Source organism: Candidatus Goldiibacteriota bacterium HGW-Goldbacteria-1 (assembly GCA_002839855.1).
GTDB lineage: Bacteria > Oederibacteriota > PGYV01 > PGYV01 > PGYV01 > PGYV01.
The window spans coordinates 1-25,411 of sequence record PGYV01000002.1 but is presented as its reverse complement, the minus strand read 5'-3'; the positions used below and the strand labels follow the sequence as shown (position 1 = coordinate 25,411).

Annotated in this window: 23 protein-coding genes; 2 read left to right on the top strand and 21 right to left on the bottom strand. The window is 41.2% G+C overall.

The window, feature by feature from the left end; translation table 11 throughout:
• Position 1: 1 nt before the first annotated feature.
• The 9 genes from CVV21_01620 to rfbF all read right to left on the bottom strand — a co-directional run bounded on the left by CVV21_01620 (position 2) and on the right by rfbF (position 9,447).
• Complete coding sequence (locus tag CVV21_01620) at positions 2-913, bottom strand: NAD(P)-dependent oxidoreductase (GenBank protein PKL92480.1); 912 nt, start codon at positions 911-913, stop codon at positions 2-4.
• Positions 914-938: 25 nt separating this feature from the next.
• A complete protein-coding gene (locus tag CVV21_01615; protein PKL92479.1) occupies positions 939-2,102 on the bottom strand; it encodes a hypothetical protein in 1,164 nt (387 codons plus the stop codon).
• 75 nt (positions 2,103-2,177) lie between these two features.
• Entirely contained in the window at positions 2,178-2,939 is a 762-nt protein-coding gene (locus tag CVV21_01610; protein PKL92478.1) for an HAD family hydrolase, read from the bottom strand.
• Positions 2,932-3,744 (bottom strand): hypothetical protein, encoded by an 813-nt coding sequence (locus tag CVV21_01605; protein PKL92477.1) that lies wholly within the window; start codon positions 3,742-3,744, stop codon positions 2,932-2,934. The genes CVV21_01610 and CVV21_01605 overlap by 8 nt, the downstream gene beginning before the upstream one ends.
• 14 nt (positions 3,745-3,758) lie before the next feature.
• Entirely contained in the window at positions 3,759-5,573 is a 1,815-nt protein-coding gene (locus tag CVV21_01600) for an acetolactate synthase (GenBank protein ID PKL92476.1), read from the bottom strand.
• Positions 5,551-5,973, bottom strand: a complete 423-nt coding sequence (locus tag CVV21_01595) for a hypothetical protein (GenBank protein ID PKL92475.1) — start codon at positions 5,971-5,973, stop codon at positions 5,551-5,553. The genes CVV21_01600 and CVV21_01595 overlap by 23 nt, the downstream gene beginning before the upstream one ends.
• A complete protein-coding gene (locus tag CVV21_01590; GenBank protein PKL92474.1) occupies positions 5,970-7,316 on the bottom strand; it encodes a lipopolysaccharide biosynthesis protein RfbH in 1,347 nt (448 codons plus the stop codon). Before CVV21_01590 ends, CVV21_01595 begins: the two co-directional genes overlap by 4 nt.
• Before the next feature lie 235 nt (positions 7,317-7,551).
• On the bottom strand, positions 7,552-8,604 hold the full coding sequence (rfbG, locus tag CVV21_01585) for a CDP-glucose 4,6-dehydratase (protein ID PKL92473.1): 1,053 nt from the start codon (positions 8,602-8,604) through the stop codon (positions 7,552-7,554).
• A gap of 3 nt (positions 8,605-8,607) precedes the next feature.
• Positions 8,608-9,447 carry a glucose-1-phosphate cytidylyltransferase gene (rfbF, locus tag CVV21_01580; GenBank protein ID PKL92472.1) on the bottom strand — a complete coding sequence of 280 codons (840 nt, stop codon included), beginning with the start codon at positions 9,445-9,447 and terminating at the stop codon, positions 8,608-8,610.
• 199 nt (positions 9,448-9,646) lie between these two features.
• Here rfbF and CVV21_01575 point away from each other — a divergent pair, with 199 nt between their 5' ends.
• Positions 9,647-11,122 (top strand): hypothetical protein, encoded by a 1,476-nt coding sequence (locus CVV21_01575; GenBank protein ID PKL92471.1) that lies wholly within the window; start codon positions 9,647-9,649, stop codon positions 11,120-11,122.
• A 218-nt stretch (positions 11,123-11,340) separates the two neighbouring features.
• Complete coding sequence (gene maf / locus CVV21_01570) at positions 11,341-11,922, top strand: septum formation protein Maf (GenBank protein PKL92470.1); 582 nt, start codon at positions 11,341-11,343, stop codon at positions 11,920-11,922.
• 18 nt (positions 11,923-11,940) lie between these two features.
• Here the strand turns inward: maf and CVV21_01565 are convergent, their stop codons facing one another.
• The 12 genes from CVV21_01565 to CVV21_01510 all read right to left on the bottom strand — a co-directional run bounded on the left by CVV21_01565 (position 11,941) and on the right by CVV21_01510 (position 25,094).
• Positions 11,941-12,285, bottom strand: coding sequence for a hypothetical protein (locus CVV21_01565; GenBank protein ID PKL92469.1), 345 nt, complete (start codon positions 12,283-12,285; stop codon positions 11,941-11,943).
• Positions 12,286-12,512: 227 nt separating this feature from the next.
• A complete protein-coding gene (gene amrS / locus CVV21_01560) occupies positions 12,513-13,508 on the bottom strand; it encodes an AmmeMemoRadiSam system radical SAM enzyme (GenBank protein PKL92468.1) in 996 nt (331 codons plus the stop codon).
• A gap of 98 nt (positions 13,509-13,606) precedes the next feature.
• Positions 13,607-14,545 carry a hypothetical protein gene (locus CVV21_01555; protein ID PKL92467.1) on the bottom strand — a complete coding sequence of 313 codons (939 nt, stop codon included), beginning with the start codon at positions 14,543-14,545 and terminating at the stop codon, positions 13,607-13,609.
• Complete coding sequence (locus tag CVV21_01550) at positions 14,542-17,094, bottom strand: hypothetical protein (GenBank protein ID PKL92466.1); 2,553 nt, start codon at positions 17,092-17,094, stop codon at positions 14,542-14,544. Before CVV21_01550 ends, CVV21_01555 begins: the two co-directional genes overlap by 4 nt.
• Positions 17,095-17,217: 123 nt before the next feature.
• Positions 17,218-18,291, bottom strand: coding sequence for a hypothetical protein (locus tag CVV21_01545; protein PKL92465.1), 1,074 nt, complete (start codon positions 18,289-18,291; stop codon positions 17,218-17,220).
• Entirely contained in the window at positions 18,292-19,245 is a 954-nt protein-coding gene (locus tag CVV21_01540) for a glycosyl transferase family 2 (protein ID PKL92464.1), read from the bottom strand.
• A complete protein-coding gene (locus CVV21_01535) occupies positions 19,227-19,946 on the bottom strand; it encodes a hypothetical protein (protein PKL92463.1) in 720 nt (239 codons plus the stop codon). The genes CVV21_01540 and CVV21_01535 overlap by 19 nt, the downstream gene beginning before the upstream one ends.
• Positions 19,943-20,596 (bottom strand): TIGR00730 family Rossman fold protein, encoded by a 654-nt coding sequence (locus CVV21_01530; protein PKL92462.1) that lies wholly within the window; start codon positions 20,594-20,596, stop codon positions 19,943-19,945. Before CVV21_01530 ends, CVV21_01535 begins: the two co-directional genes overlap by 4 nt.
• A 23-nt stretch (positions 20,597-20,619) precedes the next feature.
• Entirely contained in the window at positions 20,620-21,666 is a 1,047-nt protein-coding gene (locus CVV21_01525) for a hypothetical protein (protein ID PKL92461.1), read from the bottom strand.
• 330 nt (positions 21,667-21,996) lie between these two features.
• Entirely contained in the window at positions 21,997-23,253 is a 1,257-nt protein-coding gene (locus CVV21_01520) for a DNA helicase UvrD (GenBank protein PKL92460.1), read from the bottom strand.
• Positions 23,254-23,339: 86 nt separating this feature from the next.
• The gene (locus CVV21_01515; protein PKL92459.1) at positions 23,340-23,840 is read right to left on the bottom strand and encodes an NUDIX hydrolase; all 501 of its coding nucleotides are present in this window, start codon (positions 23,838-23,840) and stop codon (positions 23,340-23,342) included.
• Positions 23,841-23,852: 12 nt separating this feature from the next.
• Positions 23,853-25,094, bottom strand: coding sequence for a tyrosine--tRNA ligase (locus tag CVV21_01510; protein ID PKL92458.1), 1,242 nt, complete (start codon positions 25,092-25,094; stop codon positions 23,853-23,855).
• Positions 25,095-25,411: the final 317 nt, after the last annotated feature.

Sequence of the window (25,411 nt, the reverse complement as noted above, 5' to 3'; positions counted from 1 at the left end):
TTTATACTCCCTTCACCCATTTTATTGTCTCTTTTATTCCATCTTCAAAATTTAATTGCGGCATAAAACCCGTATCACGCTTCAACTTTGAAATATCCGCACATAAATTCATTAAGCCCTCTGGCGGCGTTTTAACTTCGCCTAACCCAAGCTGCGCTTTAGGATTTATAACATCCCTTAATATTTTGACATATTCTATCAATTTACGGCATTCGCCGCCACCAATATTATAGACTTCCCCATTAATACCTTTTTCCGCAAGAAGAAACAGCGCCCTGGCACAGTCTGCCGAATATAGATAATCCCAGGTCTGCGTGCAGGCAGACAGCGCGGGTTTTTCATCCTTTAAAAGCGTCTTTATAAGGTACATAATCAGAGTACTTTCCGCGTCATGCGGCCCATAAACGCTGAATATCCTTGTCCAGACATGCCTGATGCCGGTTTTTAAGCAAAGTTCCCTGCTTTTCACGCATGCTTCGGCTTTTGCCCGTCCATATTCAGTTTCCGGTTTAAGTGCAAAATCTTCGCATATCGGTACGTTGTATCTTCCATACTCTGCCTGTGAGCCCGCGCCTACAAAAACAGTGCATCCCACTGATGATGCCGCCTCAACCGCGGCAAGAGTATAATCTATATTCTTTCTTTGTTTTTCAGCAGAATTACGCCCTTCTTTATCGGTATCTGCCCATCCAAGATGAAAAAAAACATCACATTTCCCAACGGAATCTTTTATTGTTTTTATATTTTCCAGCCCGCATTCAATCACTTTTATGTTTTTATCTGAAAGTATGCCGCTGTTTCTTGACGAACCTTTTCTGACAACAACATTAATATCCATACCCGCATTTTTTAGAAATTCAATGAGGGCATTACCAATAGCGCCTGTTGCACCTGTAACAATTACACTTTTCAAATTTAAGCTCCGTTTTATAAAAGCGCTAAATTAACACTGTCTTATTGCTTAATTTCATATTTTTAATTTCTTCGGATATTTCAGCTTTATAAATAGCTGAACATATTGCAATTATCGCCCCTTCATCCATCTGGCGGATTTCGTCAGGCGACACGATAGGTTTGCCATTCATTATCAATCCTTGTTTTTTAGGATCATTATCCACATACGCTATGATGTTACAATTTTCTAATGCACTATTCTTTAAAAGCCTCATAGTATAGCTGCCGGCTCCCCAGATTATGATTTTCTTTTTTTCTTTCATTAATTCCTCGATAACAACATAAACTTTTTTTTCTTCTTCTGACAACTTTATGTATTTATTTACACAAATTCTAGCATGATTATTCCAAGTACTATTAATGCCTGTTTTTTTATACAACACATAGATCGCGGGATATTTTACCTGAACACTTAGTTCGATTAACTTTTTTCCAAGACTTATCACACCAAATCCTTTATTAAAGCCAAGGTTTATCAGTGATGTTTCTTCAAAGTGATTAATATGTTCCATATCAAAATAATGATAAGGAACAAAATAATTATTATAATACGAGGCAGCATCAGGAGTTTCTATATACAGCATCCCATCATCATTGAGTAATAATGATAATTTATCTATCGCATCATTAACATCTTTTATGTGTTCCAAAACATGACTTAGAATAATTAAATCGTATTTTTCTTTGATTTCATGCTTAAATATTGTGCCTAAAAAACCATTCATGCCATTTTTCTTTATAATATTAATACATTTTTCAGAAGGATCCAACGCATTCAGATTTGTATTCCCCAGACTTTTTAACGCCATTAGCAACCCTCCATTGCCGGCCCCCACATCAATTACTTTAATTTTATCATCTTGAATTAATGACTTTATTAACTTAGCCGTAGACATAAACCTGTCTAATTCAACATTACTATAATTCATTTCGTATTTAGACATTTCAGCGTAATACTTATCATACAATTCCTGCGGTGCTCCAGTATCTGCAAAAACAAAACCGCATTCCATACAGGATACAATATCGTATTCTTTTACTTCAGATAAAATATGTCCCTGTGGGAATGTAAAAGATTGCGTATGCAAAACTTCACCCTCATTTATGTTATTGCATACCGGACACGAACGTAAAAGATGCTTTTTCATTCTTTCTCTCCTAACGTTTCCATTATTATTTTTACTTTAATATAAAGTATACTCGTCCTGTTAATTTAAAATTTCTTATATAATTGCTTTTAAACCAGATATTGAGGTTATGCTTATTACATCATCCCTTCCATCATTCCCAGTTATAAAAACTGCTTCTGCGCCGGCTTTTTTTGCCATCGCTATATCACTGTCATATGTATCGCCTACAACAAGCACCTGTTTGGGTTCCATTTTCCAGTCCCGGCAAAGAAGTTCAAGCATATAAGTTTCCGGTTTGCCTATAATTACATCCGGGGTTCTGCCTGAAGCGTTTTCCAATGCGGCAACTATCGGACCGCATCCCGGCATTAAAACGCCACCCTCAACCGGGTATGTCCTGTCTTTATTGCAAACGATAAATTTGCAATCATCACCTCTTAATAAATTCAAACCATTTGTCATTTTTTGATAATCAAACGTGTTATCAAGGCCCACAACCACAGCTTGAATTTTTTTAGAACCGTCGTTTACACATTCCGTACCATTAGCTTCTATTTCATTACGCAGGCCTTTTGAACCACAGCAGTATACAGCACTGTACCCTTTTTCTTTAAGGTATAACCCTGCCGCGTAAGCTGAACTATAAACTACGTTGATTTCAACGGACAAACCAAGTTTCTGTAACTTTTCAAATATCTGATTTCTTGTCTTTGTAGAATTATTTGTAAAATAAAAAACATCAATACCTTTGTTTTTCAAATAACCCGTCAATTCCGATGCTCCCGGAACAAGGCTGTCACCTACGTATATTGTCCCATCCAAATCAAATGCAACTGCCTTAATATTTTCAAACATCTTTTAGCCCTTCGCATTCTGTTTTTGCAATAGCCAGTCTTTTTTCAAATTTTTGTATTCTATCCTTGTCTTCTCTGGCCATTCGTTCATAAAATGATTCTTTATTTTTTAGATAATAGTATTCAAATTGTATTGCAGTAAGAACTGCTTCCTTTAACTTGTTTTTTACATTCTTGAGATTAAATATCACCTTCCTGGTTTCTATCCTTTCTATATAGTCTTCAAGTTTCAGTATAAAAGGAACTGCTTCTATATTTGATATATCGCCACCGACCGCGCAAATAAAACCGTACTTGCGGGAGACTTCAAGTATATCTTTGGTAGCTTTAAACATCTCATCATTGTTTATTTGGTCTCTTGGTATTCCCATAGAACCGGAAAGGTCAACCCTGCCGATTACAACAGTATTAATAAAACCTTTTCCTTCATCATATATCTCATTTATATTCTGATGCATTGTTTTTGTCTCTGCATTTATTATAAATTCAATATCTTTCCTTTCTTCTGCAGTATAAACTTTGCATGCAGCAGCTTTAAACTTTGACATGGCAAAAGGAGTCTCTATCATAGGCGCCATTATTCCTTTTGCACCCAAAAGCATGCACTGGTCAATATCCCTTACAGCTTCGCAGCCGCCAATCTTGATAAACATATCCAGATTAGCCCTGAATACAATTTCATTAAGTTTAACAAGTTCATCCGTTCTTGAACCTTCAGCTTCAAACTCCGCTTTAATTGCTTCCACTCCAAATTCATCTCTTAACTTTTTCAACGTTTCAAACATTAGCTTTTCACTGTGCAGCATTTTCAAGCCTCCTTTTATTCTATAATATCAACTATCATATTTCGTTTGAATTCTTCCCTGTCAAGAAAGGGATACATATCTTCTAAAGGTTTGGAAAGCATTGTTCCGTCTGCACGCATGACAGATGTCACTTTCGGAAGAAATTCCTGCCATGGATCCATAATAACCTCAAGAATAACCTGTCCTTTATACTTCATGAATTTCTTTATAATTTTATCCATATCTTTTCTATTCTCTAACCGCAAATATGGCAATTCATAAGCGCGGCATATCTTCTTCAAATCAGGAGCCGTTACTCCACACGATGGGTCGCACGCTGTATAGTTATCCGGGAAGAAAGTTTTTTGTGTAAGTTTAATTGAAAGATACCCGTCATTGTTGAAAACAACCATTTTCACGGGTAATTCATAGTGTTTAATCGTCTGAAGCTCCTGAATGTTCATCTGAAGAGAACCGTCATTTTCAAAACAATACACAGTTTTTTTCCCGTTAGCCACACAGGCACCTATCGCCGCCGGCAATCCGAATCCCATTGGAGCTGAAGCTTTATTGTATATAAGCCTTTGTCCCTTTTTAACCCTGTATCCCTGAAGCGCGGCAATATAGGCAGTTCCGTTTGAAGTAACAACAACATCGTCTTCCTGCGACATTTGCGAGAATTTTTCAGCAAAAAAGTGTGAATTTATGAATTTTTTCTGCTCGCGGAATTCTTTTTCAACTACATTATATTCGATGTGCCACGAAGAACACTTACCACGCCAGTCAGAAATATCATTATTTAATCCTTTCTTTTCTTCAATCTGCTTCAGCATTTCTTTAATAAAATCACCGGCATCATATTCAAGCGGCATATCAGCCGCCACAGAAGTTTTCTTAGCCTCATTACCGTCTATATCAACTACAATCTTGTACGCATTACGCGCAAACAAATTATAATTAAAACCAATCTGACGCAGCATAAGCCTTGAACCTATCGACAAAATAACATCGCAGTTTGCGCACGCAAAATTAGCACCACGCTGTCCTGCTATCCCCGGTAAACCCGTGCATAATTCGTCTTCGTAAGGCAAAATATCTTTTCCCAGTATGGATGTGACAACAGGAATATTTAGTATTTTATTAAGTTTTTCAAATTCTGCTATTGCCCCGGCAAGTCTTATTCCCTGCCCTGCGATAATAAGCGGCCTTTTTGAAGCAGCTATTTTTTCAATAACCTTCCCTACAACTATTTTCAAGTCCCCTTTTTTCACAGACTGCGGAGGTACAAAGGATTCATATAAATCCGGATTATATTCAGCTGCCTGTATATCAAGCGGCACATCTATCCATACCGGCCCCGGACGGCCTTCCCTGGCGAAATAAATAGCTTTCTGCAGTTCATATTTTACCTTTGAAATTTCTGTTATCATAACCGCATATTTGCTTACAGGTTTTGCCATATCAACAATATTAATTTCCTGATCCCCAAATTGGCGCAAACCCGGATTTTTATATATTGTATTTTCAAGTTTAACCTGACCCGATATGAAAACCACCGGAACAGAATCAAGCCAACAATTGATTAAAGGGGTAAGAGCATTTGTCCCGCCCGGACCGGTTGTAACAATACATGCCGCAAGATTATTTCTTATCCTTGCATAACCTTCGGCTGCATAACCGCATGCTTGTTCATGTAAGTTTGCAATAAAATTAACCTTTTCTGACCTGCCTACAGCGTCTATCAAGTGCATGACGCCCCCACCGGATAACAGAAACACATCCGAAATCCCTTTACTATAAAGTGTTTCTACAATAAAATCAGAAACCCTATATTTCGCTTTTTCTGCCATCAGTCACAACTCTCCTGAAACTTATTTTTTTATGGCCAAAATAGCTTATTAATGTTGTTATAAAAATCCCTATTGCGCCCGCTATATACGCGCTGATTCCGTAAATATCTATCATGACGTAAAGCAATGCCATATTCAAAACATAGCTGACAGCATACACAAAGATAAACCGCATTACTTCAGCCCATGATTTGTCCGGGCTTTTAAATGTAAAATATTTGTTCCACAGGTAACTGTGCGCTATTGCCAGTATGCTTCCAAAAAACTGCGCCAGCAGATAATGCATGCCCAGATGAATAAATAATGCATACACAAGATATCCAAAAATTGTATTTAAAACTCCCACAAACAAAAACCTTATTTTCCTGTCTGAAAATATTTTATCACAGAACTGTTTCATTTTCCGCACGCGGTTTTAAGTTCTTTTATCATCACATTAAGCATTTTATCCGTCATTCCGGGATATACGCCTATCCAGAATGTGTCATTCATTATCCTGTCCGTGTTTTCAAGCCTGCCCGCCGTTTTGTACCCTTTTTTCGCCTTACGCATTTCATCAAAACACGGGTGCTTTATTAAATTTCCCGCGAAAAGCATCCTTGTCTGAATCTTTTTAAATTCAAGATGGCGCACAATTGCATCCCTGCTTATACCCGCGTTTTCTTTTATTGTAATTAAAAAACCAAACCATGAAGGTTTGGAATTTATTGCAGGTTCCGGAAGAATCAGCATATCATTCAGGCATTCCAGATTTTTTCTTAAATATTCCCAGTTATGCGCGCGTTTTTTAATAAAATCGGGCATTTTTTCAAGCTGGGCGCACCCTATTGCCGCCTGCATATCCGTGGCTTTCAGGTTATAACCAAAATGTGAATAAACATACTTGTGGTCATACCCTTTGGGTAATTGACCAAACTGTTTATCAAAACGGTGCCCGCACAGGTTGTCCTGGCCGGACGCGCATACGCAGTCGCGGCCCCAGTCGCGCATTGACGCGGCTATTTTTTTTAACAGCGGATTATCCGTATAAACCGCGCCGCCTTCACCCATTGTCATATGGTGCGGCGGGTAGAAACTTGATGTGCCGATATCGCCTATTGTTCCGGTATATTTTTCTTTGCTGTCTATTGTATATTTGGAGCCCAGTGAATCGCAGTTATCTTCTATAAGCCACAGGTTATTGTCCCTGCAGAATTTCTTGACAGCTTTTAAGTCAAACGGGTTGCCCAGGGTATGCGCGGCCATAACCGCTTTTGTCTTTTTAGTTAATGCGTTTTTTAACATCTTAACGTCTATATTATACTGCGGAATAGTAACATCGACAAAAACAGGAACAGCTCCATATTGAATTATAGGCGCGACAGTTGTGGGAAAACCCGCCGCAACTGTTATAATCTCATCGCCCCTTTTTATGGCCCTGTCTTTTAACAACGGCGATGTAAGCGCCATAAACGCCAGAAGGTTCGCCGAAGAGCCGGAGTTTACAAGAAGACTGTACTTAATACCCAGAAACGCGGCAAACTGTTTTTCAAACTGCGCGGTATATCTGCCTGCGGTAAGCCAGAATTCCAACGATGAGTCCACAAGATTGGTCATCTCTTTTTCATTATAAACGCGCGACGCATAAGGAATGCGTTCCCCTTCAATAAAAGGTTTCTTTACATGAAAGGATTTATAGTAACCTTCAACCTGTTTAAGTATCCGCGCGCGGCCCTGTTTTTCTGTGTTTTTAGACATAAACAACTCCAATCATATAATAATAGCACCTTAGCGGTTTAAGCATTTAAGCTATAGCGAAACCGTTAAACATAGCACTTTAGCAGTTTAAGCATTTAAGCTATAGCGAAACCTATCTTAAATCTTTCGCTTATGTTTAATTGCTTATAGCTTAATACGTTATTTTTCTCGCTTTTGCTTAATTGCCTATAGCTTAAATCGCTATGTTTTAATCTTCCGCTTCTGCTTAATTGCCTATAGCTTAATCCGCTATTTCAAAATAATCCTTTATCTGCTGATCCATAATTTTAACAACATCTTCTTTATTCAAATACGCCTTATACCACTGCGCGGTCATTTCAACAGCAGTTTTCACATTTAACTTTGGTTTCCACCCTAATTCCTGTTTTGCTTTTGTTATATCAAGCTTTAAAAAGTGCGCTTCATGCGGGCCGTTATCAGGCCTGTTTTCATACTTTAAATTATTACCCCACGCGTCACAGAACATTTTTACCAGTTCTTCATTATTTACAAAGTCGCCTTCTGCAGGTCCAAAATTATAACTTCCGCATAATTTTTTATTATACTGTTTTTCGGCAAGCAAAAGATAACCCGACAGGCAGTCAAGCACATGCTGGTAAGGCCTTGTGGACTGCGGATTGCGTATTACCGCGTTTTGGCCCGCTTTTGCACCCCTAAAACAATCCGGAATAAGCCTGTCCTGCGAAAAATCCCCTCCGCCTATTACATTTCCGGAACGCGCGGAAGAAAGCGCCGGATTATCTATTTCGTTATAAAACGCCTTTTTGTAGCTGCTTGTAACAAGTTCTGAACACGATTTTGAATTGGAATACGGGTCATGCCCGTTTAAAACGTCGTCTTCATTATATCCCCTGTCCCATTCCTTATTCTCGTACACTTTATCCGTGGTAACATTAACTATCGACCTTACAGAAGGCGCTTTTCTGCACGCTTCCAGGATATTAACCGTGCCCATCACGTTGGTTTCATAAGTTGTTACAGGGTCTTTATAGGATTCCCGTACAAGCGGCTGTGCCGCCATATGGATAACAATCTCCGGTTTTTCTTTTATTATAGTTTTTGAAAGTTTTTCAATATCACGTATATCCCCGGTTATTGATTTCATTTGTTTATTAAGTTTTATCAATTTAAAAAGACTGGGTTCTGTGGGCGGTTCCAGAGCATATCCTGTAACCACGGCTCCCGTATTGATTAGAATCCGCGACAACCACGTCCCTTTAAAACCGGTACAGCCGGTAATTAAAACTTTTCTATTTTCATAAAATTTTAACATACCTTATTTTTTCCGCCTTGGCTTTATTCCAGCCGAGCTGCCCAGCCGCCCAGCTGCCCAGCTGCTGTCATCCCACACCATCCACGGGGCTTTCCCCGAATTATACATTTCATCAAGAAGCTTTTTATCCCTTACATTATCCATACACTGCCAGAAACCGCTGTGTTCAAAAGCCGAAAGGCCGCCTTTTACCGAAAGCTTTTCAAGTATGTCTTTTTCAAAAACAGTACTGTCATTTTTTATCATCTTAAATACTGCCGGTTCCACAACCATAAATCCGCCGTTTATCCACCCTTCATCTATCTTGTTCTTCTCATGGAAACCTTTTACAGTTTTATTTTTGGATATTTCCACTGTCCCAAACCTGCCGGTGGGCCTTACGGCGGTTATTGTTATGCTTTTTTTATATTTTTTATGGTGTTTTACCAGCGAATTTAAGTTTACATCGCTTACCCCGTCGCCATATGTAAGCAGAAACGGTTCATCCCCAGTGTATTTTTCTATACGCTTTATCCTGCCGCCTGTCATTGTGTCCTTACCCGTATCAACAAGCGTCACTTTCCACGGCTCCGCCACATTGCTGTGCACAATCATTTTATTGTTTTCGGAGAAATCAAAAGTAATATCCGAGCGGTGAAGGTAATAATTCGCAAAATACTCTTTTATCATATAACCCTTATATCCGCAGCAGATGATAAATTCATTGAAACCATAGTGAGAGTAATGTTTCATAATATGCCAAAGCATGGGCCTGTCGCCTATTTCCACCATTGGTTTGGGTTTTAAATGGCTTTCTTCGCTAATCCTGGTTCCATACCCGCCCGCAAGAATAACTACTTTCATTATTAATCCCTCCGATTTTCCTTTTAAAAATGCATATTTTTTTAATATTATAAACGAAAATTACAAACTAAACAATCATAAAAACCCTATCCCCCGGCACTAAACAGGCATGCCCTGAAATTTTTAATTTGCATATTTTCCTGTTTTCTATATAATATATCGCATATTTCCAAAAAACATTTTACGAGGTGGATATATCATGATGAATACATTACGTTACAAGGCAAAGGCCATTTTAGTCTGGGTGGTGCCTGCCATCATTATCTCCTTTATGATCGCTATTTTCGCGGTCTGGGGGGCAAAGTCGTCTTTTGACAGCGGCAACGGCAATCCGGATGTGCTGGCTCTTATAGGAAAGCAGCCTGTCACCTATACGGAACTGTCACAGGCGTGGTCCAATAAAAGGGATGAAATATACGCAAGCGGGCGCACGGTTTCTGAAGCCGAAGAAAAAACCATGAAGAAAGAACTGCTGGAACAGCTTATAGAAAGCAAGGTCCTGCTTAATTACGCAAAGAAAATGCGCATTATGGCAAGCGATGCGGAAGTGGGCGAATCTATCATGCAGATACGCGCTTTTGCCGGCCAGGACGGGCGCTTTGACAGAAACCGCTATTATCAGATACTTACAAGCCAGCGCATAAGCATTCAGGATTTTGAAGAAAGCCAGCGCAAACAGATTATAATGCAGAAACTTCGCAACCTTATGTGGATGGATGTTAAAGCCACAGATGACGAACTTAGAATGTATGCCGCAAAAAGAAACAGGACATTAACCGCGGACTATGCTTACTTTGGGTATAAAAACTACCTTAAAGAGCTGGCCATAACAGAAGAAAAAATGAAGGACTATTATGCCGTTAACAAAAAGAATTACGCGAAACCCGAGCGCGTGAAAGCATCACACATACTTATAATGGCGGATTCTTCCCCCACTTCCCCTACCGGGCGCACCGATGAAGCCGCAAAAAAGCTTGCGGATGAACTTGTTGTAAAAGCCCGCGGCGGCGCTTCTTTTTCTGACCTTGCAAAACAGTATTCACAGGACCCCGGTTCCGGCGCAAAAGGCGGCGACCTGGGATATTTTGAACGCGGCCAGATGGTGGCGGAATTTGAAAAAGCCGCTTTTGCTTTAAAAACAGGCGAAATAAGCGGTGTTGTAAAATCACAGTTTGGCTACCATATAATAAAGGTAACAGGCAGAGAAACCGGATACGAACCCACATTTGATAAAGAACGTAATAAAATTAAAGCAGAACTTGAAAAACAGGAAGGCATGAAAGCCGCACAGGCACACTGCAGCAGTTTCCTTTTGGATATAAAAACAGGCGCTGATTTTAAGACAGCGGCAGCAAAAAACAGCGCGGTAATAAAACAGGCATCCGGCTTTAACAAAGACAGCAAACTTTCCGGCATTGACACCGAAAGTTTTAAAGACGAAGCGCTTAACATGACAGTCGGCGATACGTCCGGCATGATTACCGGCGAGGCCGCATATTATGTAATTAAACTGGTATCGGAAAAACAGTCCGCGCTTGACGAAACAAAATTCAGGAAAGAGTATAACGAACTTGATACAAAATATAAAGAAATTAAGTTTGAACAATTATACAAAGACACAGTTGAAGCGTTAAAAACGGAAGCGAAGGTGAAGTACTTCGAGGGAAATCTTTAAGGACCGCAGCTGAGCAGCTAGGCAGCTGGGCGGCTGGGCAAACTTTAAAAAACGCAGCTGGGAGGCTGGGCGGCTAGGCAGCTAGGCAGCTAAGCAGCTGAGCAGCTGAGCAGCTGAGCAGCTGGGCGGCTGGGCAGCTGGGCAGCTGGGCAACCCTAAAACCGCAGCCGGACAACACTTTAAGAACGCGGTTTGGCGATAAATCATCAGGAGTCATAATGCAGACTTTAATTCTTGCTTCAACATCCCCAAGGCGTAAAGATATTTTAAAACAATTTGGAATTAAGTTTAAGGTTATTGCGCCGGATTCAGATGAAGAAGCCGTAAAAAAGTCTTTAAAAACAAATAACCCTTATGAAATTGCCAATATTATAGCTTATGAAAAGGCAAAATCTGTTCTGCCTAAAGTTAAAAAAGGAATTATACTTGGTTCTGATACAATTGTAGTGCTTAAAGGCGAGATTCTGGGCAAGCCAAAGAATAAAAAAGATGCAATCAGTATACTGTCAAAACTCAGTTCAAATACCCATTCTGTTATTACATCAATCGCTTTAATTGACGCGCAGACAGGCAAATCTATTGTAACTTACGATGAGTCACGGATTTATTTTAAAAAGATGAGCCCGGCCGCGGTTAAGAAATACATAGATGAAAACCACGTGCTGGATAAGGCAGGGGCGTACGCCATACAGGAAAACTCCGACCCTTTTGTTAGAAAAACAACGGGCAGCTACTATAACATTGTGGGGCTTCCGATAGAAAAGCTGATTACCACGCTTAAGTTATGGGACAGAATTTAGCCCCCGGAACAGAAAAGACTACTTAATTTTATTTCTTAACGAGTCTATTTTTCTGCCAAGAATCGCTATATCATCCGGAAGTTTACCATCAAACTTAATATAACCTAATTCCCCGCTTATAATAAGAACAGCTTCAACTTCTGACAAAGAAGCGTTTGCCATTGACAGAAAATTAGCAAAATCTTTGCCTGTTTTTCTGCTTTTACCTTCTGCAATATTCAACGAGACAGAGACAACAGCACGTTTAAGCTGTTGTTTTAAATTGAATTCTTCTGATTTAGGAAAATTTTCTGCAATTGCATAAACATTCTTAATAAGCGCAACACTATCACGCCATATGGTTAAATCCCTATAAGTACTCATTTCCCCCCCTATGTTTTTAATACTGATTTGTCCATTTTAAAAGGTTGCCCAGCCGCTTAGCCGCCCAGCCGCCCAGCTGCGGTTTTAAAAGGTTGCCCAGCCGCTTAGCTGCCCAGCTGCCCAGCTGCGCCTTAAAAAGGTTGCCCAGCCGCTTAGCTGCCCAGCCGCCCAGCCGCGTCTTTAAAAGGTTGCCCAGCCGCTTAGCTGCCCAGCCGCCCAGCTGCGCCTTAAAACACGCCCTTAAGCTTCGTTCCGCATTTTCCGCAATTGCCTTCCGGTGTCAGTTTTAATACTTTTACTTCATACAAATCACGTTCAATAAGTTTCTCGCCGCAGTTGGCGCAGAACGTGTCGCAGCCGCCCGCGTCTTTTGGGACATTGCCGATATAAACATGTTTTAATTTCTGTTTTGCCCTTTGATAGACTTCCTGAAGCGATTCTATTGATGTTGGGTCTATGTCCATTTTATACTGCGGATAATAGCGCGAAAAATGAATCGGAATTTCCGGCGATATAGACTCTACCCATTCCACAATCTGGTCAATATCATCCCTGTCATTTAACGCGGGAATAACAAGCGTGGTAAGTTCAACATGCACACCGGCTTCATATGCCATTTTTATTGTTCTCATTACAGGTTCTATCTGCCCGTTGCAGACTTCCCTGTAAAACATCTCTGACCCGGCTTTTAGGTCTATATTCATCGCATCAATATGGGGAAGCAGCTCTTTAAGCGGCTCTTCACTGATAAATCCGTTTGTTACAAGTACATTCCTTAACCCTTTTTCCCGGGCATGAACGGCAGTGTCATACACAAATTCATACCATATGGAAGGTTCGTTATAAGTATACGCTATGCCTGAAGAATTATGGCTGACCGCGATGTTGACAATGTCTTCTTTTTCAAAGTGCTCTGTGTCCACATCCATGCGCTGCGAAATTGACCAGTTCTGACAGAAGGTGCATTTAAAATTACACCCCCACGAGCCAATGGAAAATATATTTTTGCCCGGCATAAAATGATAAAGCGGTTTTTTCTCTATAGGATCGTCCGAATAAGATGTAACTTCCCCGTATATTTTGGAGTACAGCACCCCGTCTATGTTTGACCTTACCCCGCAGATACCCGTCTTTCCCTTGGAAATAAGGCATCTGTGCGGGCAAAGCACGCACCTTGTCTTTAATACCGGTACTTTCTGGTAATACCTTGCTTCGTGAAGCAAAATAACCCCCGCTGCTAAAAATAATAACTATCCCGTTGAATATAAGTTTTATTATAGCAGAAAAACAGCGGCAAAGGAATCACTTTGAATAAAAAGTGTTAAAACCCGGGATAAAAAATTACTGTCACCGAATGATTGGCGCCAAGGCCGCCGTGCGTGGTAAACGCATAATCAAACCTGAAACTTTCCATCCTTACGCCCAGCCCGCCGTTAAGGCCGCTTATTGTGCCTTCTGAAGACATATAACCCGGCACAAACACATAGCCTGCGCGCAGAAAGATGTAATCTGAAATGGAGTATTCCGCCCCGCCGCATATTTCCTGCCTGCCATCCAGCCAGGCGTGCAGATCAACAGCAGCTTTTACCTTGTTCAGGCTGTCATTAAACAGCATTCTTGAAATTCCCAGGTTTAATGAAGGCGTAACATCCTGATTCGTGGCAATTTTTAAATTTTTAACAGCTATCCCCGCGTCCGCAATTCCGGTAAATACAAATATAGCTCCGGCATCCGCAACAAGCGCGGTGCTGTTTTCATAACCGTCATTATTACTGATAAACTTAAAAGACAAACCGGTAAACAATTTAAAAGTGGCAATGCTTACGTTGTAATCATCATAATAAGCAAGGGTCTGATTGGCATATCCCGCTGAAAATGCTATTGTATAAGGCCTTATGGTCTGACCTGTAAGAAAACCGTCGGGGTCAATGTAATCAAATTCGCCCATATCAACATGAACAAAACCCAGCCCAAGGCTGCCGGATCCCAGTTTTAAGGCGGTTTCAGCGGTTTTTACTGACGAATCAAGAAACCATTTATTGTAGGAAAAACTTATCTGGTTTTCACTTATTCTTCCCAGCCCTGCGGGATTCCAGTAAATGCCGGAACTGTCATCCGAAATAGATGTGTTGGCCATTCCCATTGCAGAAGCCCTTGCCCCTTTTCCTATGTCAAGTTCACTGAACAATGAACCGGTGCTGTCGGCAAGAACCATAACCGGAATGACAGATAAATATACAGCTAATATTAGTTCTTTCATTTTTTAATCATAAACTTCTTTGATTTAAAATCAATTTTATTACCTTCCATATCCTTTCCCTGAATAACATAATAATAGACTCCGGATACGTATTTGCTGGTATCAATCTTAAGCTGATACAGTTTTTCGTTGGGGGTGTCTCCCACGGTTATATCATAATCATCAACCAATTTTCCGGAGAAATCGTAAATGTATACCCTGCACTGCGCTTTCTTGTTTACATTAAATACAATTTTTACGCTGTCCTTACCCACATTAGGGCAAGGGACGCTGTCGCCTTCTTCCACAGTAGGCCTTGGCACCGGATCATAAGGCGTCTGCGTAGCGGTAAATTCAGGCGCTATGGTCGCGGTATGGATTACAGTAGAAGTGTACGTGGGAGTAAATGTGGCATTTAATACAGGAGTGTACGTGCGCGTAACAGTATTGGTCGCCGTAGGAGTATTTGTAACAGTTACTTCAGGAATGCAGCATATACCGTTTATATAAACACCACCCTGAGATGATGCCTGCATAGCCATTGCAATATTCCTTGCTTCATTAAAATGCATTTTTATAACACCATTTGTAAGCCCTGAATTTGCCGCAACCCAGGATGAACCGGAATCCGTGCTGATATGAACCAGCCCGGCAGGGCTCCATTCATATATCAACTGGCTTCCGGAACAAAGTACCGTTGATATGCCGTTTCTTCCGCTTACGCCTGCCGCCTGAGTATTAGTCTTTCTGGTAAATAACCCGCTGCTGTATTCATAAAACTTTCCGTCTCTGCAGGCAACATAAATTTTTTCCGCCGTGGAAAGCCTGTCAAAAGCAATTTCGGAAGTATCCTCGGATTCCAGCCCTAAAAGTTCAAGTGTATCTGTGCTCCATGTATATCTATAAATACCGCCTTTAGGGTCAGATGAATCAAATTTCGTGGCCACAATATAATAAACATCGGAATTCCATGGGCTCTGCTTAACCTGCCAGCAGGATTCCAGATTTAATGAATTTCCTGAATCTACCAGCTCCCAATTAATTCCATAATCCGGACTTCTGTAAATACCGGTATAATTTGCAGAAATCATTTTCCCGCTGCCTTCCCTGTCAGTTTCAAGAGAAACAATAATATATCCGCTTGTAAACTGCTTTAATACCGTCACAGTAGGCACTGACATTACATTTTCAAACCTGTAAATTTTTCCATTCCAATTACCCGCAAACATTACGTTATTATCACCGGGCTTGGACACAAAATCAGTAAAATCCCTTAAATCATAGACTTTTGTCATAACCTTTGAACTGTTATCATATTCAATCCTGTAAACACCATAATCGCTTCCCCAGCTTGATGTATATATGACACTTTTTCCGTTATTTTCACCAAGATATGCAGCCGCATTTATCGCCACCCCTGCCTGCATATATGGCTGCCAGGTTGAACAGGAATAAGGCTGCTGCGTCATAATAGGGGTGCTGGTTTTTGTGGCGGTGGGTGTGTCAGTTTTCGTTGCTGTGGCGGTTGGCGTAAAAGTACTTGTTGCTGTATAAAAGCTCTGACACGTTTCATCAATATATACACCGGTTCCGCTATAATTACCCGCTGACATCGCGATTGAAAAATCATCAGAGAAAACAAGTTTATTTACGCCTCCCGGGAGCCCTGTGGAATACTGCTGCCAGGTATTGCCCAAGTCCGAACTGCGGTAAACTTTTGTTGCCGCTGTATCGCCGCAAACATAAAGCATTTTAGACAGGCATGGAGCATTTACTATGTCAATTTTTCTTAACCCTGTTGTTCCCGGAACCGTTGTTTTTTGAACAAAAGAAGCGCCGTCATAAACAAACACTTTGCCCTGACGGGTAAGGACATATACAAGCGTGGTATTGCTGTCATAATCACACGCTAAATCTACAGTATCATCACCTACCAGCCCAAGTTGAACAAGTGTATCCTGGACAAAATTATAAACATAAAGCCCGCTTGTAACGTCAGCCTCTTCCTGCCTTATAGCGGCAATAAAATACTCGTCTTCATTCCACGGGCTTTGTTCTATCTCTACAACCGCTTCTGTCCTGTACGGGCTTGAAGCGTCAACCAATGACCACGTTGCGCCATAATCAACTGACCTGTATGTCCCGTTAATCGCCGCGATTAAGACTTTACCATTAGCCCGCGGGTCAAAAATAATATTATAAACCGGCGCTCCAAAAGCTTTTACTGCCGTCACTGTAGGCACTGCCGCAAAATTTTCAAATTTATAAAGCTGCCCGTTCCAGTTACCCGCAAGCGCTATGGTTGGATTTGCCGGATCGATTTTAAAATCCAGAAAATCCCTCAGATTATATACTTTTACCATTGATGTTTGCGCACCAAGTTTTTCTATTCTCCACACCCCATATTCGTTGCCCCATCCTGCGGCATAAAAAGTATATGCAGATGAAGTGTTTTTGCCCATATAATCAACAGCATTGAATTCATAACCTGATCCGGTCACATAATTCCATGCAAACACAGAATGACAAAGTGATAATAACATTATAAAAAACAAAAGATTTTTTTTCATACGCCCTCCCGCTAAATTTATATTTACACTATATTTATATACCCTTCAATAATTTATGTCAAGTATTTTTGCAGTTTTAAAAACATAAGAATTTATATCAGCATTTATATATGAAATGCTGAATTAAGCTTTAAATTTAACACCTATTATTTCTTTTAGTTTTAGCACAAATCCCTTTATACCTTTGTTCCAGTCGTAATATCCATATATATAAGTTTTGCCCCCGGCCCCAAGTTTATTCATTTTTTTCAGACATTTGGAAATCATCTGCGAATATGCCTTCGCCGAAACCCCGCTTAAATGCACATACCCCTTAAAATCTTTAATCTCGCCCACGCTGTTAGCCGCCACTTCCGCACCAAGCGCAAGGTATTCCCTTAATTTCATGGATGCCCTGTGCAGGTTTACCGGTTCATTTTTATAGTACACCAGGCACAAATCAGCTGCCATTATATACGGTACAATTTCCTGCTGGGTCAGCTGCCCGGTAAAAACCACTTTATCGGATAACCCCATTTTTGCCGCTCTCTTTTTATAGTAATTAAGCATAGGCCCGCCGCCGCCGACTATCAATACAAAATCTTCTTTTAAACCCTTTACAGCATCAAAAATATCATCAAGATAAGATGCAATATTAAGGTGCGCCGTGTAAAACAGAATTTTTTTGCCGTTATAAACACTTTTTATTCTGCGCGAAAGCACTGCCGCAGCAGAAGTTTTTTTATACAAAGATAAATCCACACACTGTTTAAGCATGTACACATTTCCTTTAAACCGCGGGTGCTCTTTTTCAATAAGCTTGATAAGCGTTTCGTTATGGCTGGTCAGATAATCCGCTTTTTCAGTTAATACATGCTGAATATTTTTTATTAACCCCGATAAAAATCCGCCGCGGTAGCCGTAATCCATGTCATCTATATCTATTATAAGCTTTGCGCCGCCTGCCTTTAAAATAAGCGCCGGCAGGACAGTATTGGGATATGGTTTGACTATTATTACCGCGTTATATTTTCTGTTAAGCGTCATAAAGAAATAATAAAAAAGGGTGAAAAGAAAATCCAGCATAAAGGGCATACTTTTGAACGGGGGCGCAATGTAATCCGCGTCAGCGTGTTTTTTAAGGTATTTATAGATGTAAAAAGCCCTTAACGTGGAACCCGTGTTTGACGCCTGAGAGGATAAGACAAGAACCTTCAATTACGCTTTCCTTATTGTTTTAAGTTTTACTTCACTGACTATCTCCGGCTTATTGCCTGTTATAGCCCTTGCAAGCCCGAATATAGTCCCCGCGCCATAACACAGATGCAGTGTGAAAAAACATAAAAATATAAAAGGTATAAACGGAATGTCATTTAGCTGTACAGCGGCTTCATAGGAGAAAGCTAATGTAAGCGCCAGATATACAAAGAATGGAATGGATATAAAAATACCGCCGCCGGTAACCGCCGCAAAAAGCAGATACAGCACAAATAAAGCCGGGACAAAGTTCATCATCGCGGAGTTATCAAAAGAGATAACGGCCTGCTCGCCCCTGCCCCTTCCGTAATTAAAACACTGCTTTACAAACGCCGTATAGTCATGCCTTGCGCTGCGCTGCACCGCGGCTTTGGGTTCATATACTATCTTTGCCCCGGAAGAACTTACACGCGTCAGGAATTCATTTTCTTCATTGGGATACAGGTCTTCCCTGAAGCCGTTCATATTATTAAAAACATCTTTCTTGACCGCCATGTTGCAAAGAATCATTTCATGCTCGCCTGTATATCTTTTATTACCCGCTTTTTTATACCTTGCGCTGCTTTTAGCGGAAGCCCAGGAACTTGATAATACGGCGCCGAATGATTTTTGAATCCTGCTGTCAGTATCCGGTGTCAGCGCGGGCCCCCCGCATACAGCGGCAGAAGCATCGCTTTGAAAGGCTTCCAGGACAGATTCAACACCGCCCGGCTGTAACACAGAATCGTCATCAAAAAAATATATTATATCCCCCTGCGCCTCTTTAACCGCCATGTTTCTCTGAAGCGACGGATTCTGTCCCTGCGCAAGGATTATCTCTTCAAAAGGGTACGCTTGTAAATTAGTAATTACTTTTTCTTCCTCTTCCAGCGAACGTACCGCCACAACCGCCGTTATCACTTTAACCCTCCATATTGCCTGATGACATTGGGAATTTCGCGCAGCGACTTTATAACCGCTACTCCATCAGGTGCTTTTCCTGCCTTAAAAGTAAACTGCGCGTCCTTGGTTTCACGCAGCAGCCATACAGGCTTTATACCCGCGGCAACAGAGCCCATAATATCCGCCAGATAATTATCGCCTATATATATCACATTTTCTCTGTCAAAACCGCATTTTTTTAAGGCAAGTTCATATATTTTTTTATCGGGTTTTTCAACACCGGCATCTTCTGACACCACTATCCAGTCAAACTGCTTTGTAAGCCCCAGCCGGTCAAAAACTTTTTTTAAATCACGCGGGGCGTTTGAAATTATGCCCGCCTTTATTCCCGCTTTTTTTAACCCTTTTATTACTCCCCAAACTTCATCATACACCCTGAAACTTGTACCGCGTTTAAGCCTTGCTATTACTTCATTTTTTAAATTATTATCTTTTATCCCAAGTTTTTTCAGGACAGAGTCCATATAAACGTGCCATTTTTCGGTGTCATTTAATTCCGCCTTTTGAACTATCTCTTTCATATCGTGAGCGGACTGTAAAAGCACGGCATTAAGCTTAGCGCGGTTTACTTTTTTTCCGGCTTTTAAAAGATACCTGTGGGTAATAGTCGCCAGGGAGGGATTTCTGTGTATAAGCGTCTCTCCCGCGTCAAAAAAAACCGCTTTTACTTTCATTTTTCCAGTTTCCGGGTTATGTGTTTTACCGCGTCTTCAGGCGTGTCCACCACTTTAAAAAGGTTCATATCTCCCGGCGATATGGCGCCGTGTTCCATAAGCGAATCTTTCAGCCAGTCTATAAGCCCGCTCCAGTATTTTCTGCCGTAAAGCGCCACGGGAAACGGTTTAACTTTATGCGTCTGAATAAGCGTGACAGCTTCAAAAAGTTCATCCAGCGTGCCGAACCCCCCCGGGAATACCACAAACCCTGTTGCATATTTCAGAAACATAACTTTTCGGGCAAAAAAGTACCGAAACCCAACCTGGGTCTGCGCGTATTTGTTCGGCTTCTGTTCAAAAGGAAGCTCTATATTCAGCCCTACGCTTCTTTTGCCGGCGTCAAAAGCTCCCCGGTTTGCTGCTTCCATGATTCCGCCGCCGCCGCCTGTAATTACGGTATAATTTTTTTTCGCAAGGATGTTTGCAGTCTTTCTGGCCGCTTCATAATACTTGCTTCCCGCCGCTTCCCTTGCAGAACCAAAGATTGTCACGCCTTTTGTAATATCTCCCAGGTCTTCAAACCCGTCCACAAATTCTGAAATTATACGGAACATTCTCCAGCTGTCGTCGGCTATATCTTCAAGTACATAACGCTCTCTTGTGCTCATTTAATCTCTCCTTAAAATATTTTTTATCTGATTTCCGGATATATTCCAATTACGTCCTTATCCGCTTTGTCAGATCCAATTCCTGTTATAGCCCAGATAAGCCCGTGTATCTGCCGTATGGGCGCTATCGCAATTCCTATCGCCACCCTGCCGGCAAGCGCTTCGGCAAACTTTGACTTATAAATTTTAAAAAACTCATCCGGTTGTGCTTCCGGCGTGTTAAAAGTGAAATTAACGTCAAACACCCCGCTGGCGTCCTTTAAAAAATCCGTCATCTGCGAATAAGAGACACCAAACAGCGATTTAATATCAAGGTCTGTTTTCTCTTTTATTTTAACATTTTTAAAACGCATGATGTTATTAAAACTCACCTGCCGCAGTTCATTCTTAAACTGCACAATAAAATCTATTTTACCGCCTTGAATAACCGCATTGCTGCGGGCAAACAGCGGCGCCAGTTCTTCCGCGCTTATCCCCTTTCCAAATACAGATACCGAAAGCCTGTTGCGGTAATTAGGAAAGAAATCAAACCTTATATTTATTTTCTGCGATGTATCCCCCTGAAAATTGCCGTTACCCTGAAAAATAAGTTTCTGCCCGCTTTGTGCTCCGGTGTTTATAAACCTGCTTTTGCCCGAAATACCGGAAACCTTCACTTCCGTAAAAGAGGCCGTATCCAGATAAACAATTTCGGAGTTCTTAACTGAAAGGTAATTAAAATAAGGCATTATAAACGGAGCCGTTTTTGCCTTTTCTTTTTCATAGACATCATCAGCCGAATATATTACCGTAAGGCCGTTTAATATCGCCCCGTCCAGCGCCTTAAAAATGTCCTTCTTTATGATGTTACGGACACGCACATCCAGGGTAAGCCTTTTTATCCTTGCGTTATCTCTTATTTTCACGTCAAAAAACGTTATTCTGTCAGGTATGACACTTACGCAGAAAGCATATCCCGAAGACCTGTCAATTACCTTAAGCGCGTCCTTAATATATACATTCAGGATAAGGTTGTATCCTGTAAAAATAACCGCCATAAGCATTAAAATCCCGCGCACATTACGTTTCATAATAGCTCCTCCACGAGTCAGGTTACAGGTTACAGGTTACAGGTTACAGGTTACAGGTTACAGGTTACAAGTTACAGGTTACAGGTTACAGGTTACACGTTTCAGGTTACAAGTTTCAGGTTACAAGTTTCAGCTGACAAGTTGTCACCTGTCACCTGTCACCTGTTACTTGTCACCTGTCACCTGTTACTTGTCACCTGTCACCTGTCACCTGTTACTTGTCACCTGTCACCTGTCACCTGTCACCTGTCACCTGTCACTTGTTACTTGTTACTTGTTACTTGTCACCTGTTACTTGTCACCTGTAAGCTGTAACTTGAAACTTGTTACTTAAAAAAGATCCAACTGCGGTTTTTTCTTTTTCGTATTTGCGGTGTCCGGTCTTTTGAATATTGATATTTTACCGAATTCCCCGTCAAAACCCGGAACCAGATTTACTTTTTCCTGTCTTACAAGCATTATTGCTTCCGCGGTTTTTTCATCGCAGATATTTATTAACTGTTCCGGCGTCCTGTCCAGAAGTATTTCAAATTCGGTGCCGCCTTTTACAAGCATCTTTTCATATGCTTCCTGAACCTTCTTGCTTGACGGGGATACTTCCTTTACATCCGCAATTATCTCTTCCAGCGGTATTACATGCTTCTGCGGTATGGCGTCTTTTGATATATAATCCCACGGCCTGTCCGCAAGTTCTTCCACACGGTGCAGCACGCCAAGAACCAGCGTTTTATTACATACAGGGCATATGTTTTTGTTTTTTATTGACTCTTTGGGGTGGTAATTTATACCGCACAGCCGGTGTCCGTCGTTATGGTATTTTCCCTCTTCCGGGAAAAACTCTATTGTATAAAGGAATTTCTTTTTGTCTTTCTTATATATGGCATTTTTAATGGTTTTATATTCAAGGCTGCATTCAAAAACATTTGCTTCCCTGCCTATCTTGCGGGGCGAATGCGCGTCTGAATTGGATATAAGCGTGATATTATCAAGCGCGGATATTCTGTGGTTCATGGCAGCATCTGATGACAGCCCGGTTTCTATGGCGTGTATGTGTTTTGCCTGATCTTCAAAACACTCTTCTATACTGTCAAAGCCGGACTTGCTGCCAAAAACAGAGAACCACGGCGTCCATACATGCGCCGGTATAACCATGGCGTCAGGCGCGATATCAAGGGTAAGCTTTACAAGGTCTTTTGCGGGAAACCCAAGTATGGGCCTGCCGTCTGACCCGGTATTGCCAAGAGTGGCAAGCTTTTTAGAAAACTTCTCGGCAGATAACATATCCGGCATTATCACAAGCATGTGCACCTTGCGGACTTTATCACCCTGCTTATAAATGTGGGATATCTCTGTTGAAAGCACCATTCTTGACTTGAATTTGCTTTTTTTAACTTTGTACAAACCCGGTTCAGCTTCTTCAAGCTTGTTTTTTAGCTCACCAAGATAAGCCGGATGCTGAAAATCACCGGTACCTATAACAGAAATGCCTTTTTTATCCGCCCACCCGCATATTTCCACCGGGTTCATGGACGCGCTTGTAGCGCGGGAATATTTAGAGTGAACATGAAAATCCGCTATTATTCGCAAAGAAACACCTCATAAATTATTAAAAACCGATGGTCAGAAGATCAGAAGGTCAGATGGTCGGTTAAACCTTCTGACCTTCCAACCCTCTAACCTTCCGACCTTCTAATCTTTTTAACCGCCTTCCTGTGACTGGTAAATGCCAGAAGAGGCAGTTTATTGATGTTAAAAAACTTTGCTTCAAGTTCGTCTTTGCCGGGTTTTAATTTTCCGGTATAACCTTCAACTTTTATGACAGGTACTATTACAGTTCCGTACATAAAAGAGTTTTCTGTCAGCACGCTTACTATTTCAGCTTTTTTTGCTTTTAAACCCGTTTCTTCAAACAGCTCCCTTTTTGCGGCTGCCTGCACGGTTTCGCCCTGTTCCGCGAAACCGCCCGGAAGCGCCCACATTCCGCGGCCGGGATGAATATTTCTTTTAACAAGCAATAATTGACCGCCCTGTACTACAACGACCGCGGTGCCAACAAGCGGATTATCATAAAAAAAATCGCCGCACTTTGGGCAGTAATGCCGTTTAAACCCGTGTTCTTTTTTATCTTCAAACCTTGCGGAACAATACGGGCAGTATTTTAATTTTTTTCTCATTTACAGCTCCGGTTATTTAATATAAATGACACCGTAAACCGGTTTTGCTTTGCCGAACTTGAATTTAAGCTGCTTTGCGGTGAAATCACTTTTTAATATCATGGGTTTGTCATATTTTTTTTCATCAATTAACAGCCCGGGCAGCATCCCTTTGGCGTCCGCCCCTGACAGTTCAATTGACAGTAATTTCTTTGCTGTTTTTTTCATGAACGTCACGCAGGAAACTTCCGCTTCATTTTCAAAAACATCATTCCAATCCATTACATTATCTTCATACGGAATCTCTTTTTTGCTGAACATGCTGTCAAAAGCAAGCCTTGCTTTGGCTGCCGCCTCTTCATTGTGATACTTTCTTACAATTGCTTCGCCAAGTTTAACCTTAAAATCTCTCGGATTTTCGCCTTTTGCCATTGCTTCTTTCATCGCTTCAATAATTTCAAATGATTCATCCGTCAGCAGTTCAAAATACTGAATTATTAAACTGTCCGGAATTGACATCACCTTGCCGAACATGTCTTCGGGGGTAAAATTTAAACCTATATAGTTTCCCAGCGACTTACTCATTTTATTCTTTCCGTCAAGGCCAAGAAGTATGGGGTTAAACAGCCCTACCTGCGGCTCTTTGCCGCTTTCTTTCTGAAGGTATCTGCCGGCAATTACGTTAAAGCGCTGGTCTGTTCCGCCAAGTTCTATATCCGCTTCCACCATTACGGAATCATACCCCTGCATTATAGGGTAAAAAAGTTCGTGTATGGAAAGCGGCACGCCTTCTTTAAACCGCTTGTCAAAATAGTCGTGTTCCATCATCTGGGCAACGGTAAACTTGGACACCATTGTTATGACATCCATAAAATTCATTTTACCGAACCAGTCGCCGTTAAAAACAACTTTCACTTTATCTTTATCAAGAATCCTAAACGCCTGTTCCTTATATGTGGCCACATTTTTCATAATAGTCTCACGGTCAAGCTGCGGCCGTTCCGCCATTCTGCCGGAAGGGTCGCCAATCATTGCCGTGTAATCGCCGATAATAAGAATGGCTGTGTGACCCAAATCCTGAAACTGCCTTAATTTATTTAAGCCCACAGTATGGCCAACGTGAATATCGGTAGCCGTGGGGTCAATTCCATATTTAATATTTAACGGTTTGCCTGTCTTAACGGATTTCTGCAGTTTCTTTAAAAGGTCCTCTTCTGTCACGATATCAACTATACCGCGCTTTATTATCTTAAGCTGTTCTTCCGCACTTTTCACTTTTATCCTCCTGAATTGTATTATTATAGAAGCTGAGAAGTTACAGCTGACAAGTTACAGCTGACAAGTTACAGCTGACAAGTTACAAGTTACAAGTTACAGCTTACAGCTTACAACTCACCTGTCACCTGTCACCTGTCACTTGCTACCTGTCACCTGTCACTTGCTACCTGTCACCTGTCACTTGCTACCTGTCACCTGTCACCTGTCACTTGTTACCTGTCACTTGCTACCTGTCACCTGTCACTTGTTACCTGTCACTTGCTACCTGTCACTTGCTACCTGTCACTTGCTACCTGTCACTTGCTACCTGTCAC

What these genes read in the sequence shown, in the direction of transcription:
- CVV21_01615 (PKL92479.1), bottom strand. Translation starts at nt 2,102, where the DNA reads ATGAAAAAGCATCTTTTACGTTCGTGTCCGGTATGCAATAACATAAAT.
- CVV21_01610 (PKL92478.1), bottom strand. Translation starts at nt 2,939, where the DNA reads ATGTTTGAAAATATTAAGGCAGTTGCATTTGATTTGGATGGGACAATA.
- CVV21_01605 (PKL92477.1), bottom strand. Translation starts at nt 3,744, where the DNA reads ATGCTGCACAGTGAAAAGCTAATGTTTGAAACGTTGAAAAAGTTAAGA.
- CVV21_01600 (PKL92476.1), bottom strand. Translation starts at nt 5,573, where the DNA reads ATGGCAGAAAAAGCGAAATATAGGGTTTCTGATTTTATTGTAGAAACA.
- CVV21_01595 (PKL92475.1), bottom strand. Translation starts at nt 5,973, where the DNA reads ATGAAACAGTTCTGTGATAAAATATTTTCAGACAGGAAAATAAGGTTT.
- rfbG (PKL92473.1), bottom strand. Translation starts at nt 8,604, where the DNA reads ATGTTAAAATTTTATGAAAATAGAAAAGTTTTAATTACCGGCTGTACC.
- rfbF (PKL92472.1), bottom strand. Translation starts at nt 9,447, where the DNA reads ATGAAAGTAGTTATTCTTGCGGGCGGGTATGGAACCAGGATTAGCGAA.
- CVV21_01575 (PKL92471.1), top strand. Translation starts at nt 9,647, where the DNA reads ATGATGAATACATTACGTTACAAGGCAAAGGCCATTTTAGTCTGGGTG.
- maf (PKL92470.1), top strand. Translation starts at nt 11,341, where the DNA reads ATGCAGACTTTAATTCTTGCTTCAACATCCCCAAGGCGTAAAGATATT.
- CVV21_01565 (PKL92469.1), bottom strand. Translation starts at nt 12,285, where the DNA reads ATGAGTACTTATAGGGATTTAACCATATGGCGTGATAGTGTTGCGCTT.
- CVV21_01555 (PKL92467.1), bottom strand. Translation starts at nt 14,545, where the DNA reads ATGAAAGAACTAATATTAGCTGTATATTTATCTGTCATTCCGGTTATG.
- CVV21_01550 (PKL92466.1), bottom strand. Translation starts at nt 17,094, where the DNA reads ATGAAAAAAAATCTTTTGTTTTTTATAATGTTATTATCACTTTGTCAT.
- CVV21_01535 (PKL92463.1), bottom strand. Translation starts at nt 19,946, where the DNA reads ATGAAAGTAAAAGCGGTTTTTTTTGACGCGGGAGAGACGCTTATACAC.
- CVV21_01530 (PKL92462.1), bottom strand. Translation starts at nt 20,596, where the DNA reads ATGAGCACAAGAGAGCGTTATGTACTTGAAGATATAGCCGACGACAGC.
- CVV21_01525 (PKL92461.1), bottom strand. Translation starts at nt 21,666, where the DNA reads ATGAAACGTAATGTGCGCGGGATTTTAATGCTTATGGCGGTTATTTTT.
- CVV21_01515 (PKL92459.1), bottom strand. Translation starts at nt 23,840, where the DNA reads ATGAGAAAAAAATTAAAATACTGCCCGTATTGTTCCGCAAGGTTTGAA.